Origin of the sequence: Enterobacter sp. EC_50 (assembly GCF_019584525.1) — a bacterium.
Classification (GTDB): Bacteria; Pseudomonadota; Gammaproteobacteria; order Enterobacterales; family Enterobacteriaceae; genus Enterobacter; species Enterobacter roggenkampii.
In genome coordinates, this window is the sequence record NZ_VDAF01000022.1 from 59,351 (window position 1) to 74,802 (window position 15,452).

Here is a 15,452-nt window from a genome sequence, read left to right on the forward strand (position 1 = left end):
GTACGAAACCCGGCTGGTCCCGTACCGTTTATTCATTACTGCTGAGCTTTTGTTGCCGCACCAGAGATCGCGCTACCACCTTCAGAAATATCCTGACCGACGCCACGCGTGGTATTACAGGCCGTTAACACTGAAGAAAGTACCAGGACTGAAAAGATCGCTGCAATTGTCTTCTTAACCATAATATCTTCCTTTTATAGCCAAAGTTGTTTTGTGTATAGCAACTTAAGAATAGACAAAATCCCGCCGGTTGACGGAAGAGGAAGCATTTTTAGGAAAATTAGACGAAATTAGCTGGCGGCGTGAGAAATGATATGACCCAGATCCTGGATATCTTGTCCCATTCCACGCGTGGTGTTACAGCCAGAAAGCAATGCACTGGAGAGCGCTAACAGAAGCAGAATTTTAACGGTACGTTTCATCATCCCTGCCTGCAAAAAATCGGGCGCAGCGGGCGCTGCGCCTTCAATCATACGTAAATTACTTCACGCGGGATACGTATTCGCCGGAGCGGGTATCCACTTTGATCACTTCGCCAGTCTGTACGAACAGTGGCACTTTCACCACTGCGCCGGTAGACAGTTTGGCTGGCTTACCGCCGGTACCTGCGGTATCACCCTTCAGACCTGGATCGGTTTCAACGATTTCCAGTTCTACGAAGTTTGGTGGGGTCACTGCGATAGGCTGGCCGTTCCACAGGGTCACGATGCACTCAGCCTGATCCAGCAGCCATTTAGCGCTGTCACCTACCGCTTTCTCATCAGCAGACAGCTGTTCGAAAGTGGAGTTGTTCATGAAATGCCAGAACTCGCCATCGTTGTACAGATAGGTCAGGTTCATATCAACAACATCAGCGCCTTCTGCAGAGTCAGTAGACTTGAAGGTTTTCTCAACACGGGTACCGGTCAGCAGACGGCGCAGCTTAACGCGTGCGAATGCCTGGCCTTTACCTGGTTTAACGAATTCGCTGGCTTCAACCGCGTACGGTTCGCCGTCCATCATGATTTTAAGACCAGCACGAAAATCGTTGCTATAGTACGTTGCCATAAGGCCCTCTAAATTTGTTAACTGGTAGCTAAGCCACAAAATGGCGCATATTGTAACCCTAAACACCCCGTCCAGAGAAGATTGGTTATCGCAACTTGCCGATGTAATCACCAGTCCTGATGAATTGCTGCGTCTTTTAGACCTCGATCAGCACCCAGAGTTGCTTGCAGGCCGCGAGGCAAAGCGCCTTTTCGCCCTGCGCGTTCCCCGTGCGTTTGTGGCGCGGATGGAGAAAGGCAACCCCGACGATCCGCTATTAAAACAAACGCTTACTTCGCAGGATGAATTCATTACTGCGCCGGGATACAGCACCGATCCGCTGGAAGAGCAGAACAGCGTGGTGCCGGGTTTACTGCACAAATATCTCAACCGCGCCCTGCTGCTGGTAAAAGGCGGGTGTGCGGTAAATTGTCGTTATTGCTTCCGTCGGCACTTCCCCTATGCCGAAAACCAGGGCAATAAACGCAACTGGCAGGTCGCGCTGGACTATATCGCCGCCCATCCGGAGCTGGATGAGATTATTTTTTCCGGCGGTGACCCGTTGATGGCGAAAGATCATGAGCTGGACTGGCTGCTGACTCAGCTTGAAGCCATCCCGCACATTAAGCGCCTGCGCATTCATAGCCGCTTACCGATTGTTATTCCGGCACGTATCACCGACGGCCTGGTGTCACGCCTGGAGCAATCTCGCCTGCAGGTGCTGCTGGTGAATCATATTAACCATGCGAACGAAATTGACGATGCGTTTCGCGCGGCGATGGCGCGACTTCGTAAAGCGGGCGTGACGTTGCTGAACCAGAGCGTGCTGCTGCGCGGCGTGAATGACAGCGCCCGCGTGCTGGCCGATCTGAGCAATGCCCTGTTTGATGCGGGCGTGATGCCGTATTACCTGCACGTGCTGGATCGCGTTCAGGGCGCGGCGCATTTCATGGTGACGGATGAAGAAGCCCGGCAGATTATGCGCGAACTGTTAACGCTGGTTTCAGGCTATATGGTGCCGAAGCTGGCACGCGAGATTGGCGGAGAGCCGAGCAAGACGCCGCTCGATTTGCAGCTGCGGCAGCACTAAAAAGGTAGGTGGCGCTACGCTTACCCGCCCTACAGGGCCGGGCGCAGCGCCATTAGCACATTACATCAGTTCGGGCACTTATAGACCTGGCCCGTCATCTGGCTGGCGGTCGGCACGAAGCTGGACAGCATACTCTGCGTTGGGCTACTTACGCCGTAAATCACGTTGCCGCCCATTGCCGCAGCCTGATTACGCAGGGCATTCGCCGCTCCGCGCATAGAACCGCCTTCCTCACCGTGCTGACCCGACATCCAGTTACTTTGTTCACCGGTTGCCGTGCCTAACAGCTGGCATTCACTGCCAGGCTTATCTTCCACAAAGCGAACGCCCTGGCCCGCTGCCGACAGCTCATTGCTGGAGCTACAACCCGCCAGCAGCAGTGCTGCCCCTACAATCCCTGCACAGACTTTTACGCGCATGTTATTCCTCGTTTTCAATAAGCTGGACAGTAATTGTCCGTGTGTAAATCTTATACCTAAAAGATGACTAAAAGAAAAACCCCCGCGCATTTCTGCGAGCCAGATTCCGCGAGGCACTCCTCCGACATCTTAAATGAATTCTGATAATAACCTTTGGGATATCGTGTTTTAGCCCCCGATCGTTTTTAGTGATGCAACGTACAACTTTTGTACGCGACTAAAAAAGGAGGTTTTATGAGTGCATCATCCTCAGGAGAGGAAAAAGTGACATGGGTGGGTTATGTGGCGTTTGTACTTACCATCGTTTTTTTCTCGGGCTTTTTCGCCAAAAGCACCGAATGGTGGCGCGTGCTGGATTTTACCGTCTTAAACGGCAGCTTTGGCCCGGTCAACGGCGCTCTGACGTTTCGCGGAACGGGCGGAACGGGGGCGAAAGACGGTTTCCTCTTTGCCCTTGAGCTGGCTCCCTCGGTCATTTTATCGCTCGGTATCATCGCCGTCACCGAAGGTCTGGGCGGGCTGCGTGCCGCACAGCAGCTTATGACCCCCATTTTACGTCCGCTGCTGGGTGTGCCGGGCGTTTGCTCCCTGGCGCTGATAGCCAACCTGCAAAACACCGATGCGGCGGCAGGGATGACCAAAGAGTTAACCGATGAAGGCGCGATTACGGACCAGGAGCGCGCTATTTTCGCCACCTTTCAGACCAGCGGTAGCGCCATCATTACCAACTATTTTTCTTCCGGTGCCGCGCTCTTCACCTTCATTACCGTCCCGGTGATTACGCCGCTGGCCGTTATTCTGGTGTTTAAATTCGTTGGCGCGAACGTCCTGCGCCTGTGGATCGCCCACATGGAAAATCGTCTTCAGGAGGAAGAACATGATCGCCCAGCCGCGTAAAAATATCATGGATATGTTTATTGATGGCGCCCGCCGCGGCTTTACCATCGCCACCACCAGCCTGTTGCCGAACGTCGTCATGGCGTTTGTCATCATTCAGGCGCTCAAGGTCACCGGCCTGCTGGATATTGTCGGCAAGATATGCGAGCCAATTATGGCGCTGTGGGGCCTTCCGGGTGCGGCGGCAACGGTTCTTTTGGCCTCGGTGATGAGTATGGGCGGCGGCGTGGGCGTCTGCGCCAGCCTGGTCGCCGCCGGCACGCTCAACGGCCACGATGCCACCATCCTGCTGCCCGCCATCTATCTGATGGGCAATCCGGTGCAAAACACCGGCCGCTGCCTGGGTACCGCCGGCGTAAACCCGAAATATTATCCGCATATTATTACTCTTTGTGTCATTAATGCCCTGCTCTCAATGTGGGTGATGCAGCTACTCTTCTGAGGAGATAAAAATGGATTTTTAAGTGCTGAAACCCCACCTTTTCCGCAACGCACATCTCTACGCCCCGGAGGATAAGGGACGTTGCGATCTGCTGATCGCTGCGGGAAAAATCGTGGCGATCGAAAAAGCGAACCACGGAACAACGAGGCCAGACTGCCCGGAAAGCGATCTGGCTGGCGCGGTGGTTTGCCCGGGGTTTATCGACCAACATGTGCATTTGATCGGTGGCGGCGGCGAGGCGGGCCCTCACACCCGCACGCCAGAGGTTCGCCTGTCTGCACTCGTTGCCGCAGGCATCACCTCGGTTGTTGGCCTGCTCGGCACCGACGGCGTGACCCGGCATCCTGAATCGCTGCTGGCAAAAACGCGGGCCCTTGAACATGAAGGGATCAGCGCATGGATGCTGACGGGGGCGTACGGGCTGCCTTCGCCGACCATCACCGGCAGTGTCGAAAAAGACGTGGCGCTGATTGATAAAATCATTGGCGTGAAATGCGCGATCTCTGACCATCGTTCTTCCGCGCCAGCCGAGGACCAGCTCGCCAGTATGGCTGCCCAGTCACGCGTAGGCGGGCTGTTGGGTGCCAAAGCGGGTATTTCCGTGTTTCACCTCGGCAACAGCCCAAAGCTGCTGGAGCCGCTATTTAGCATCCTGAATAACGCCGACGTTCCCCGCGTGAAACTGCTGCCAACGCACGTAAACCGCGCCCAGGCGCTGTTCCTTGCCGCGCTGAGCTATGCCCGCGAAGGCGGCTTTATCGACATCACGACCAGCATCAGTGAACCGATTGACGCCGCCAGCGCCATCGTGATGGCCCGCGAGGCGCAGGTGCCGTTTAACCGGCTTACGCTCAGTTCGGACGGCAACGGCAGTCAGCCGAAATTTGATGAGAGCGGCAATCTGGTGGGGATGGGCGTGGCGGGGTTCGAATCCCTGCTTGAAACGCTGCAGCAGCTGGTCAGCCGGCATCAGCTGCCGCTGGAAGAGGCGCTTCTTCCCTTTACGCGAAACGTGGCGGCGTTTCTCGGGCTGGAGCATAAGGGACGGATAGCGCCCGGATGTGATGCCGATTTCCTGGTACTGACGGACGATCTGAAGATTCGCGAGGTCTGGGCCAAAGGCCGCCAGATGGTGCGTGAAGGCGTGGTGTGCGTGAAAGGCACGTTTGAGTAGAAGATAATAAAAAACCCCGGGCATTGCTGCCCGAGGTTCGTTCTGAGAGGTTCAGAACAGCATGATTACATCATGCCGCCCATTCCACCCATGCCGCCCATGCCAGCAGCACCTAAGTCAGGCGCATCGCCTTTAGGCAGGTCGGTCACCATGCACTCGGTGGTGATCATCAGACCAGCAACAGAGGCCGCGTACTGCAGAGCAGAACGGGTCACTTTAGTTGGGTCCAGGATACCGAAGTCGATCATGTTGCCGTATTCTTCAGTTGCCGCGTTGTAACCGTAGTTACCTTCGCCCGCTTTAACCTTGTTTGCTACCACAGATGGCTCTTCACCGGCGTTAGACACGATCTGACGCAGAGGCGCTTCCATTGCGCGCAGCGCAACTTTGATACCCACGTTCTGGTCTTCGTTCTGAGCGGTCAGGCCAGCCAGTTTAGCGGCAACGCGCACCAGCGCAACGCCACCACCCGCAACCACGCCTTCTTCTACCGCAGCACGGGTCGCGTGCAGGGCATCGTCAACGCGCGCTTTTTTCTCTTTCATTTCAACTTCGGTCGCAGCACCGACTTTGATTACCGCAACGCCGCCTGCCAGTTTCGCTACGCGCTCCTGCAGTTTTTCACGGTCGTAATCGGAAGTCGCTTCTTCGATCTGCTTACGGATCTGACCAACGCGGCCCTGAATAGCGGCTTCTTCACCCACGCCATCGATGATGGTGGTGGTGTCTTTGTTGATCACAACGCGTTTCGCCTGACCCAGGTCTTCCAGGGTCGCTTTTTCCAGCTCCATACCGATCTCTTCAGAGATGACGGTACCGCCGGTCAGGGTAGCGATATCCTGCAGCATCGCTTTACGACGATCGCCGAAGCCAGGTGCTTTAACCGCAGCCACTTTCACGATGCCGCGCATGGTGTTAACCACCAGGGTCGCCAGCGCTTCGCCTTCAACATCTTCAGCGATGATAACCAGCGGTTTGCCTGCTTTCGCAACGGCTTCCAGCACTGGCAGCATTTCGCGGATGTTGGAGATTTTTTTGTCAGCCAGCAGGATGAACGGGCTTTCCAGCTCAACAGCGCCAGTCTCTGGCTTGTTGATGAAGTATGGGGACAGGTAACCGCGGTCGAACTGCATACCTTCAACCACGTCCAGTTCGTCTTCCAGACCGGTACCGTCTTCAACGGTGATTACGCCTTCTTTACCGACTTTGTCCATCGCTTCCGCGATCAGTTTACCTACGGTTTCGTCGGAGTTAGCGGAGATGGTACCAACCTGAGCAATCGCTTTAGAGTCAGAGCACGGTACGGACAGCGCTTTCAGTTCTTCCACAGCGGAGGCGACAGCTTTGTCGATACCACGTTTCAGATCCATTGGGTTCATGCCCGCCGCAACGGCTTTCAGACCTTCGGTGATGATGGCCTGCGCCAGAACGGTCGCGGTGGTGGTACCGTCGCCTGCAGCGTCGTTCGCTTTAGAGGCCACTTCTTTCACCATCTGCGCACCCATGTTTTCGAACTTGTCTTCCAGCTCGATTTCACGTGCTACGGAAACACCGTCTTTGGTGATGGTTGGCGCGCCGAAGGATTTATCCAGCACTACGTTACGGCCTTTCGGGCCCAGGGTCACTTTAACTGCATCTGCCAGTACGTTTACGCCGCGGAGCATTTTTACACGAGCGTCGTTACCGAATTTTACGTCTTTAGCTGCCATGTTCTTATTTCCTCAAATTCTCGTGCGTAAATTACGCTTCAACAATTGCCAGAATGTCGCTCTCGGACATGATCAACACTTCTTCATTGTCGATCTTCTCGGATTTCACGCCGTAGCCATCGTTGAAAATTACGATGTCACCAACTTTAACGTCCAGTGGCTGCACAGTTCCGTTTTCCAGGATGCGGCCCTTACCGACAGCGATGATTTCGCCACGCGTTGATTTGGCTGCTGCAGAACCGGTCAGAACGATGCCGCCAGCAGACTTGGTTTCAACTTCTTTACGTTTGACGATCACACGATCATGTAACGGACGAATACTCATTGATAGCTCTCCTTTGAGAAAGTCATTATCAGTTATGGATGACGCCGGCCCGCATGCGGTTTTCCGACTAGTGCCCTGAGAGATGGGGATAGCTTTTTACCCCTTCAAGGGGGAGTTGAAAAAAAATTTTGCGAAAGTGTTACCATCGCCTCTCTTTTGGAATTGGCAGGACGATGTCAATGAGTGGACTCAAGCAGGAGTTGGGGCTGGCGCAGGGCGTCGGCCTGCTCTCAACCTCCTTGTTAGGAACGGGCGTGTTCGCCGTACCTGCACTGGCGGCACTGGTAGCCGGAAATAACAGTCTTTGGGCGTGGCCCGTTCTGATTGTATTGGTTTTCCCGATTGCCATTGTGTTTGCCATCCTGGGGCGGCATTTCCCCAGCGCGGGCGGCGTGGCGCATTTTGTCGGGCTGGCATTTGGCCCGCGACTGGAGCGTGTGACCGGCTGGCTGTTTCTCTCCGTTATTCCGGTTGGGCTTCCTGCGGCGCTGCACATTGCAACCGGCTTTGGCCAGGCGCTGTTTGGCTGGCATGACGAGCAGTTGCTGTTGGCCGAACTGGGTACGCTGGCTATCGTCTGGTGGGTGGGTTCACGCGGAGCCCGCTCCAGCGCCAACCTGCAGACACTGGTTGCGGTGCTGATTGTCGCGCTCGTTGCCGCTATCTGGTGGGCGGGCGATATCACCGTAAAAGAGATTCCCTTCCCGGCCGTGACAGACGTCGACCACTCACAGCTTTTTGCCGCGCTCTCCGTCATGTTCTGGTGTTTTGTCGGTCTGGAAGCCTTTGCCCATCTGGCGTCGGAATTTAAGCAGCCTGAACGTGATTTCCCCCGCGCACTGATGATCGGCCTGCTGCTGGCAGGCACGGTGTACTGGGCGTGTACCGTGCTGGTGTTGCACTTCAAGGCTTTCGGAGCCGATCTCGCCGCCGCGGCATCGCTGCCGGGTATCGTGGTTGAACTGTTTGGTGTGAAGGCGCTGTGGATCGCCTGCGTTATCGGCTATCTGGCCTGTTTTGCCAGCCTTAACATTTATATCCAGAGCTTTGCCCGTCTGGTGTGGTCGCAGGCGCTGGATAAACCTGATAACCGCCTCGCGCGCCTGTCTAAACGCCAGCTGCCGCTGAATGCCCTGAATGCCGTACTGGGCTGCTGCGTGCTGAGTACGCTGTGCATTTACGCCCTGAAGATCAATCTGGATACGCTGCTCGTCTACGCTAACGGCATTTTTATTATGATCTACCTGCTGTGCATGCTGGCGGGATGCCGTTTGCTGAAAGGCCGTTATAAAGCACTGGCGTTTGTTGGTGGGCTGCTGTGCCTGCTGTTGCTGGCAATGGTGGGGTGGAAAAGTATGTACGCCATCGTCATGCTGGCGGTGTTGTGGCTGGCGCTTTAGTAGGCCCGGTAAACGAAGCGCCACCGGGCAACAAAATCACCGATCGTCTTTGTGATCCAGACGGTCGTGCTGTTCATCCTTACGCTGATATTCCCCTTCAAACGTGTCGCCTGGCCCGGTGCTGAACCCACCGCCCGGCATACGGCTAAAGCGCAGATGCGGCAGCAGCTTCATGGTCAGGTGCTTTTGCACCGGCGGCAGAAGCAGCAGAAGGCCGAGGAAGTCGGTAAAGAACCCGGGCAAAATCAGCAGCAGCCCCGCAATAATCAACGACACGCTTTTGATCATCTCTTCCGCCGGGCTTTCGCCTGCGGCCATCTTTTGCTGCATTATCAGGAAATTTTTGAAACCCTGATTACGCACCAGCGACATGCCGATGACGGAGGTGAAAATCACCAGAATCAGCGTCAGCAGGACGCCCAGCACATGGGCAACCTGGATGAAAATGGAAATCTCAATGTAAACATAGAGAAAGAAAGCAATAAACGGTATCCAGCGCACTGGCATCTCCTGTGTGGCAGAGGCCATCGGCCCCTGTCTGAATGTGTTCGCGACGCGCGTTCGTATGAGATGGTGACGGTTAGCGAAAATTCAATCAGTTTGCACGGATATTTTTTTTGGAAATATTAAAGCGGTGACCCATTTCACAGATTAATAATTATCATGGAATCGGCTCGATAATAAGTGATCCAGCTTACGGCAATTCGCTATCATCAGCATATGATCTCGAGCATCTGGCTGATTGAGGGAATAATCGTCGGTCAGAAAATATTCAAAACCACATAAATACTGTGTGTTTAGTACAATCCATCGGCAGCTTGAAAAGAAGGTTCACATGTTAAACAACATTCGTATCGAAGAAGACTTGTTGGGTACCAGGGAAGTTCCAGCGGATGCCTACTACGGTGTCCACACTCTGAGAGCGATTGAAAACTTCTACATCAGCAACAGCAAAATCAGCGACATCCCTGAGTTTGTTCGTGGCATGGTGATGGTGAAGAAAGCCGCAGCCCTGGCCAACAAAGAGCTGCAAACCATTCCTAAAAGCGCGGCAAATGCGATTATCGCAGCCTGCGATGAAGTGCTGAACAACGGCAAATGCATGGATCAGTTCCCGGTTGACGTCTATCAGGGCGGCGCGGGCACCTCCGTCAACATGAATACCAACGAAGTACTGGCAAACATTGGCCTGGAGCTGATGGGTCACCAGAAAGGTGAATACCAGTACCTGAACCCGAACGACCACGTCAACAAATGCCAGTCCACCAACGACGCCTACCCTACCGGCTTCCGTATCGCGGTGTATGCCTCCGTGGTGAAACTGGTGGATGCGATCAACCAGCTGGGTGATGGCTTCCAGCGTAAAGCGGTTGAGTTCCAGGACATTCTGAAAATGGGTCGTACCCAGCTGCAGGATGCGGTGCCGATGACCCTCGGCCAGGAATTTCACGCGTTTAACGTCCTGCTGAACGAAGAGACTAAAAATCTGCTGCGCACCTCCGAGCTGCTGCTGGAAGTGAACCTGGGCGCCACCGCCATCGGTACGCGTCTGAACACCCCGGATGGCTATCAGCAGCTGGCGGTACAGAAGCTGGCTGAAGTGTCCAACCTGCCGGTTGTGCCTGCAGAAGACCTGATTGAAGCGACCTCCGACTGCGGCGCCTACGTCATGGTACACAGCGCGCTGAAACGTCTGGCGGTGAAGCTGTCCAAAATTTGTAACGACCTGCGCCTGCTCTCTTCCGGCCCGCGCGCTGGCCTGAACGAAATCAACCTGCCAGAACTGCAGGCAGGTTCGTCCATCATGCCAGCCAAGGTGAACCCGGTCGTGCCAGAAGTAGTGAATCAGGTTTGCTTCAAAGTCATCGGTAACGATACGACCGTGACCATGGCCTCTGAAGCGGGTCAGCTGCAGCTGAACGTGATGGAGCCAGTCATTGGCCAGGCGATGTTTGAATCTATCCACATTCTGACCAACGCCTGCTACAACCTGCTGGAAAAATGCATCAACGGCATCACGGCGAATAAAGAAGTCTGCGAGGGTTATGTCTATAACTCCATCGGGATCGTCACCTACCTCAACCCGTTCATCGGGCACCATAACGGCGACATCGTCGGTAAGATTTGCGCCGAAACCGGTAAGAGCGTGCGTGAAGTGGTGCTGGAGCGCGGGCTGTTGACCGAAGCCGAGCTGGACGATATTTTCTCAGCCCAGAACCTGATGCACCCGGCCTATAAAGCGAAACGATATACCGATGAAAGCGAACAGTAACCGTTCAGGCTAGGCTTCTTAAGGCACGTCACTTGTGACGTGCCTTTTTTCTTTTTAGGCGTTACCAAAATACAACAATTCAATATCAACTTGTTAATAAGCAAGGCAGGTCCTTATGTTTGGAGCAGAACTCGTCATCGTCTTGTTGGCGATTTATTTGGGAGCACGACTCGGGGGTATCGGCATCGGTTTTGCCGGCGGTCTTGGAGTGCTCGTTCTTACCCTTATCTTTCAGATTAAACCCGGCGCAATCCCGTTCGACGTTATCGAAATCATCATGGCAGTCATTGCCGCTATTGCCGCCATGCAGGTGGCAGGCGGTATGGACTACCTGGTAAGCCTGGCGGAGCGCATGCTACGCCGCCACCCGAAATACATTACCTTCCTTGCTCCGCTGGTGACCTGGTTTATGACCATTCTCGCCGGTACTGGCCACACCGCTTTCTCCACGTTACCGGTGATTACCGAAGTGGCGAAAGAACAGGGTATCCGTCCGTCGCGTCCGCTCTCTATTGCGGTCGTCGCATCCCAGATCGCCATTACCGCCTCGCCGATTTCCGCGGCGGTGGTCTTCTTCGCCGGTATCCTGGAGCCGATGGGCGTGAGCTACCTGACGCTGCTGGCGATCTGCATTCCGGTGACGCTGATTGCGGTGATGATTACCGCCGTGCTGTGTAACTTCCTCGGTGCTGAACTGAAAGACGATCCGGTTTATCAGGAGCGTCTGGCAAAAGGTGAAGTGAGCCTGCGCGGCAGCCAGGTCTTCGAACTGAAGCCACATGCGAAACGCTCCGTGCTGCTGTTCCTGATTGGTATTGTTGCCGTCATGTTCTATGCGACCGCCATCAGCGATACCGTGGGGCTGATCCAGAACCCGGTCCTGCCGCGTAACGAAGCGATTGTGGTGTTCATGCTGACCATCGCGACGCTGATTAGCATCACCTGTAAAATTGATACCAGCGAAGTGCTGAACGCCAGCACCTTCAAATCCGGTATGAGCGCCTGCGTGTGCGTACTGGGTGTGGCGTGGCTTGGTGATACCTTCGTGAAAGCGCACATCAGTGATATCCAGACCGTCGCTGGTGACCTGCTGCACAACTACCCGTGGCTGCTGGCTGTCGTGCTGTTCTTCGCGGCGACCCTGCTTTACTCCCAGGCGGCGACCACCAAAGCGCTGATGCCTGCGGCGCTGATGCTGGGTGTGACGCCGCTGACGGCAATTGCCTCTTTTGCGGCGGTTTCTGCCCTGTTCGTATTGCCAACCTACCCAACCCTGCTGGCGGCGGTGGAGATGGACGACACCGGCTCAACCCGTATCGGTAAGTACGTGTTTAACCACGCGTTCCTCATCCCGGGCGTGGTGGCGATTACGCTTTGCGTGGTCCTCGGCTTTATCATCGGCGGCATTGTGCTGTAAACGGTTAGCCGTTGTAAAAATAGTTAAAATCGGGCCGCTCAGCGGCCCGTTTCATTAATGACCAATCGTCTTGCGTGATATAGTGAAGACTTTCGTGATGAGGAGGTCGACTTGTGAACACGCCTGATGCCGTTGTCGTACTGTGCACCGCCCCTGATGAAGCCTCTGCCCAGGATCTCGCCGCCAAAGTGCTGGCCGAAAAACTGGCAGCCTGCGTCACGCTCCTCCCCGGCGCTACCTCTCTTTACTATTGGGAAGGTAAGCTGGAGCAAGAGTACGAAGTCCAGATGTTGCTTAAAACCAATCTGGCGAATCAGCATGCACTCCTGGACTGCCTCAAATCTCATCATCCTTACCAAACCCCGGAACTGCTGGTCTTGCCAGTGGTTCATGGCGATAACGACTATCTCTCATGGCTCAACGCTTCCTTACGCTGATCCTGCTGCTTTGCAGCACATCGGTTTTTGCCGGGCTGTTTGACGCGCCCGGCCGTTCGAACTTCATTCCTGCCGATCGGGCGTTTGTTTTCGATTTCCAGCAACACCAGCACGACCTTACGCTCAACTGGCAGGTGAAAGAGGGCTATTACCTCTATCGCAAGCAGGTGAGCATTACGCCTGCTCAGGCCAGCGTGGGCGCATTACAAATGCCCGCTGGCGAGTGGCATGAAGATGAGTTTTACGGCAAAAGCGAAATCTATCGCCAGCGCCTGAGCGTGCCCGTTACGGTGAACCAGGCGGATAAAGGCGCGACCCTGACGGTGACCTACCAGGGATGCGCGGATGCCGGATTCTGCTATCCGCCGGAAACAAAGGTGGTTCCGCTTAGTGAGGTGAAAGCGTCGCCCACGATTTCACCTCTTCCTTCAGGCGAGAAGCATGAGGATACCGATGACCTTCCGTTCTCCGCGCTGTGGGCCTTACTGATTGGCATTGGCATTGCCTTAACCCCCTGCGTGCTGCCGATGTATCCGCTCATCTCTGGCATCGTACTGGGCGGCAAACAGCGCCTTTCCACCGCACGCGCGCTGCTGCTGGCCTTTATTTACGTGCAGGGTATGGCGCTGACCTACACGGCGCTCGGCCTTGTGGTCGCCGCTGCCGGGTTGCAGTTCCAGGCCGCACTTCAGCACCCGTACGTGCTGATTGGCCTGTCGGCGATATTTATCCTGCTGGCACTGTCGATGTTTGGCCTGTTCACGCTGCAGTTACCGTCAGCTCTGCAAACCCGCTTAACGCTGATGAGCAATCGTCAGCAGGGTGGTTCGGCAGGCGGCGTGTTTATGATGGGGGCCATCGCCGGATTGATTTGCTCCCCTTGCACCACTGCCCCGCTGAGCGCCATCCTGCTCTATATTGCCCAGAGCGGCAATCTGTGGCTCGGCGGCGGTACGCTGTACCTTTACGCGCTGGGCATGGGCCTGCCGCTGATTCTGGTCACGGTTTTCGGCAACCGCCTGCTGCCGAAGAGCGGCCCGTGGATGGAGACGGTGAAAACCGCATTTGGTTTTGTGATTCTGGCACTGCCGGTGTTCCTGCTGGAACGCATTACGGGTGACGTCTGGGGCACTCGCCTGTGGGCGATGCTCGGCGTAGCGTTCTTCTCCTGGGCATTTATCGTCAGTCTGGGGGCCAAAAAAGCGTGGATGCGCCTGGTGCAAATTCTCCTGCTCGCCGCCGCGCTGGTGAGCGTGCGTCCTCTGCAGGATTGGGCGTTCGGCTCGCCGGTCGGCCAGACGCAGGCGCATTTGAACTTTATGCAGATTAAGAACGTCGATGAGCTCAACTGCGCGCTTGCGCAGGCGAAGGGCAAACCGGTGATGCTCGATCTCTATGCCGACTGGTGCGTCGCCTGCAAAGAGTTTGAAAAATACACCTTTAGCGATCCACAGGTGCAAAATGCCCTGAAAGAGACGGTTCTGCTCCAGGCGAACGTAACCGCCAATAATGCGCAGGATAAGGCTCTGCTAAAACAGCTTAACGTGCTCGGGCTGCCAACCATTCTGTTCTTCAATCAACAGGGTCAGGAGCAGCCAGAACAGCGTGTAACCGGGTTTATGGATGCAGCGGCATTTAGCGCGCATTTGCGCAATCGCCAACCGTAAACAACACTTTAAACGGAACATACCGTTGGGAATAGCGGAGGAGATAACCGTGCAACGTGAAGACGTACTGGGACAAGCCCTGCAATTACTTGAGATTTATGGGATCGCCAGCACCACGCTTGAGATGGTAGCCGACCGTATCGATTACCCCCTGGATGATCTTAAGCGCTTCTGGCCGGATAAAGAGGCGCTCGTTTATGATGCTCTGCGCTATCTCAGCCAGCAGGTTGATATCTGGCGCAGGCAGCTGATGCTGAATGAAGAACTGACTGCGGAACAAAAGCTTCTGGCGCGCTATACCGCCCTGACGGAATGTGTCAGCAACAACCGCTATCCGGGCTGCCTGTTTATTGCGGCCTGTACGTTCTATCCCGATCCCGACCATCCTGTCCATCAGTTGGCGGATCAGCAAAAACGGGCTGCGCATGACTTCACTCACGAGCTGCTGACCCGTCTTGAAGTGGATGACCCGGCAATGGTGGCGAAACAGATGGAGCTGGTGCTGGAGGGGTGCCTGAGCCGCATGCTGGTGAACCGTAGCCAGGCCGATGTGGATACGGCGCACCGACTGGCGGAAGATATTCTGCGCTTTGCTCAGTGCCGTATGGGCGGGGCGTTGACGTAAGCGAACCTGTTAAATTTGACGTATTCGACGCGTAAACCATCAGATTGCCGCAAAGTTAAGCAATTGAACAGCTTTTCCCGAAATAATGTTGACGATAAGGCGCGATTGCGGTTTAATGCGCTCCGTTGCCCGGATAGCTCAGTCGGTAGAGCAGGGGATTGAAAATCCCCGTGTCCTTGGTTCGATTCCGAGTCCGGGCACCACTATTTAAAGAACCCAGCCTATGGCTGGGTTTTTGCTTTTCTGCGTTTATAAATCCCTCCTTTAGTATTCTTGCTTCTTTTTACCGTGGGATCGTGCGGTCTGCCATGCCCGGTGGCGCTGCGCTTACCGGGCCTACAGGTTTTGTAGGCCGGATAAGGCGAAGCCGCCATCCGGCATGATTTCTGACGCACAAAGCAAAAAACCCCGCACCTTCCGGTACGGGGTTCTTCTAATTGATGCCTGGCAGTTCCCTACTCTCACATGGGGAGACCCCACACTACCATCGGCGCTACGGCGTTTCACTTCTGAGTTCGGCATGGGGTCAGGTGGGACCACCGCGCTAAAGCC

The 15,452-nt window shown here is 55.2% G+C and carries 17 protein-coding genes, 1 tRNA gene and 1 rRNA gene; 11 read left to right on the top strand and 8 right to left on the bottom strand.

Annotation, left to right across the window (positions count from 1 at the left end):
* Positions 1 to 35: 35 nt before the first annotated feature.
* From ecnB to efp, 3 genes are all read right to left on the bottom strand, one after another.
* Entirely contained in the window at positions 36 to 182 is a 147-nt protein-coding gene (ecnB, locus tag FHC48_RS17860; protein ID WP_003025482.1) for a lipoprotein toxin entericidin B, read from the bottom strand.
* A 108-nt stretch (positions 183 to 290) separates the two neighbouring features.
* Positions 291 to 422, bottom strand: a complete 132-nt coding sequence (locus FHC48_RS17865) for an entericidin A/B family lipoprotein (protein ID WP_024907352.1) — start codon at positions 420 to 422, stop codon at positions 291 to 293.
* Positions 423 to 480: 58 nt separating this feature from the next.
* A complete protein-coding gene (gene efp / locus FHC48_RS17870) occupies positions 481 to 1,047 on the bottom strand; it encodes an elongation factor P (RefSeq protein ID WP_008502940.1) in 567 nt (188 codons plus the stop codon).
* A 40-nt stretch (positions 1,048 to 1,087) separates the two neighbouring features.
* Between efp and epmB the strand changes: the two genes are divergently transcribed.
* Positions 1,088 to 2,116: an EF-P beta-lysylation protein EpmB gene (gene epmB / locus FHC48_RS17875; protein WP_023326539.1), complete on the top strand. Its 1,029-nt coding sequence runs from the start codon at positions 1,088 to 1,090 to the stop codon at positions 2,114 to 2,116.
* Positions 2,117 to 2,181: 65 nt separating this feature from the next.
* Here the strand turns inward: epmB and FHC48_RS17880 are convergent, their stop codons facing one another.
* A complete protein-coding gene (locus FHC48_RS17880) occupies positions 2,182 to 2,535 on the bottom strand; it encodes a DUF4156 domain-containing protein (protein ID WP_008502942.1) in 354 nt (117 codons plus the stop codon).
* A gap of 234 nt (positions 2,536 to 2,769) precedes the next feature.
* On the opposite strand from FHC48_RS17880, the gene FHC48_RS17885 reads away from it, so the two are divergent.
* Genes FHC48_RS17885 through iadA form a run of 3 tightly spaced genes read left to right on the top strand, consistent with a single transcriptional unit; the run spans position 2,770 to position 5,048 of the window.
* Positions 2,770 to 3,432, top strand: coding sequence for a nucleoside recognition domain-containing protein (locus FHC48_RS17885; protein ID WP_059364617.1), 663 nt, complete (start codon positions 2,770 to 2,772; stop codon positions 3,430 to 3,432).
* Positions 3,413 to 3,874 (top strand): YjiG family protein, encoded by a 462-nt coding sequence (locus FHC48_RS17890; protein ID WP_023293466.1) that lies wholly within the window; start codon positions 3,413 to 3,415, stop codon positions 3,872 to 3,874. Before FHC48_RS17885 ends, FHC48_RS17890 begins: the two co-directional genes overlap by 20 nt.
* Positions 3,875 to 3,896: 22 nt before the next feature.
* Positions 3,897 to 5,048: a beta-aspartyl-peptidase gene (gene iadA / locus FHC48_RS17895; RefSeq protein WP_220418905.1), complete on the top strand. Its 1,152-nt coding sequence runs from the start codon at positions 3,897 to 3,899 to the stop codon at positions 5,046 to 5,048.
* A gap of 65 nt (positions 5,049 to 5,113) precedes the next feature.
* Here the strand turns inward: iadA and groL are convergent, their stop codons facing one another.
* On the bottom strand, positions 5,114 to 6,757 hold the full coding sequence (gene groL / locus FHC48_RS17900; RefSeq protein ID WP_008502946.1) for a chaperonin GroEL: 1,644 nt from the start codon (positions 6,755 to 6,757) through the stop codon (positions 5,114 to 5,116).
* Between the two features lie 31 nt (positions 6,758 to 6,788).
* The gene (locus FHC48_RS17905; protein WP_003855929.1) at positions 6,789 to 7,082 is read right to left on the bottom strand and encodes a co-chaperone GroES; all 294 of its coding nucleotides are present in this window, start codon (positions 7,080 to 7,082) and stop codon (positions 6,789 to 6,791) included.
* A 179-nt stretch (positions 7,083 to 7,261) separates the two neighbouring features.
* On the opposite strand from FHC48_RS17905, the gene yjeH reads away from it, so the two are divergent.
* On the top strand, positions 7,262 to 8,482 hold the full coding sequence (gene yjeH / locus FHC48_RS17910) for an L-methionine/branched-chain amino acid transporter (RefSeq protein ID WP_059364613.1): 1,221 nt from the start codon (positions 7,262 to 7,264) through the stop codon (positions 8,480 to 8,482).
* Positions 8,483 to 8,518: 36 nt separating this feature from the next.
* On the opposite strand, the gene FHC48_RS17915 is transcribed toward yjeH, so the two are convergent.
* The gene (locus FHC48_RS17915) at positions 8,519 to 8,983 is read right to left on the bottom strand and encodes an FxsA family protein (RefSeq protein ID WP_023616652.1); all 465 of its coding nucleotides are present in this window, start codon (positions 8,981 to 8,983) and stop codon (positions 8,519 to 8,521) included.
* Positions 8,984 to 9,317: 334 nt separating this feature from the next.
* Between FHC48_RS17915 and aspA the strand changes: the two genes are divergently transcribed.
* The 6 genes from aspA (at position 9,318) to FHC48_RS17945 (ending at position 15,103) form a co-directional block, all read left to right on the top strand.
* Entirely contained in the window at positions 9,318 to 10,754 is a 1,437-nt protein-coding gene (gene aspA, locus FHC48_RS17920) for an aspartate ammonia-lyase (protein ID WP_003855923.1), read from the top strand.
* A gap of 115 nt (positions 10,755 to 10,869) precedes the next feature.
* Positions 10,870 to 12,171, top strand: a complete 1,302-nt coding sequence (locus tag FHC48_RS17925) for an anaerobic C4-dicarboxylate transporter (protein WP_008502949.1) — start codon at positions 10,870 to 10,872, stop codon at positions 12,169 to 12,171.
* A gap of 113 nt (positions 12,172 to 12,284) precedes the next feature.
* The gene (cutA, locus tag FHC48_RS17930) at positions 12,285 to 12,608 is read left to right on the top strand and encodes a divalent cation tolerance protein CutA (RefSeq protein WP_059364611.1); all 324 of its coding nucleotides are present in this window, start codon (positions 12,285 to 12,287) and stop codon (positions 12,606 to 12,608) included.
* On the top strand, positions 12,584 to 14,275 hold the full coding sequence (locus FHC48_RS17935) for a protein-disulfide reductase DsbD (protein ID WP_220420554.1): 1,692 nt from the start codon (positions 12,584 to 12,586) through the stop codon (positions 14,273 to 14,275). Before cutA ends, FHC48_RS17935 begins: the two co-directional genes overlap by 25 nt.
* Before the next feature lie 49 nt (positions 14,276 to 14,324).
* Positions 14,325 to 14,900, top strand: a complete 576-nt coding sequence (locus FHC48_RS17940) for a transcriptional regulator (RefSeq protein ID WP_021240733.1) — start codon at positions 14,325 to 14,327, stop codon at positions 14,898 to 14,900.
* 127 nt (positions 14,901 to 15,027) lie between these two features.
* Positions 15,028 to 15,103 (top strand) — tRNA-Phe (locus FHC48_RS17945).
* Between the two features lie 239 nt (positions 15,104 to 15,342).
* Here FHC48_RS17945 and rrf read toward each other — a convergent pair.
* Positions 15,343 to 15,452: ribosomal RNA gene (gene rrf / locus FHC48_RS17950) — 5S ribosomal RNA — on the bottom strand; the annotation flags it as partial.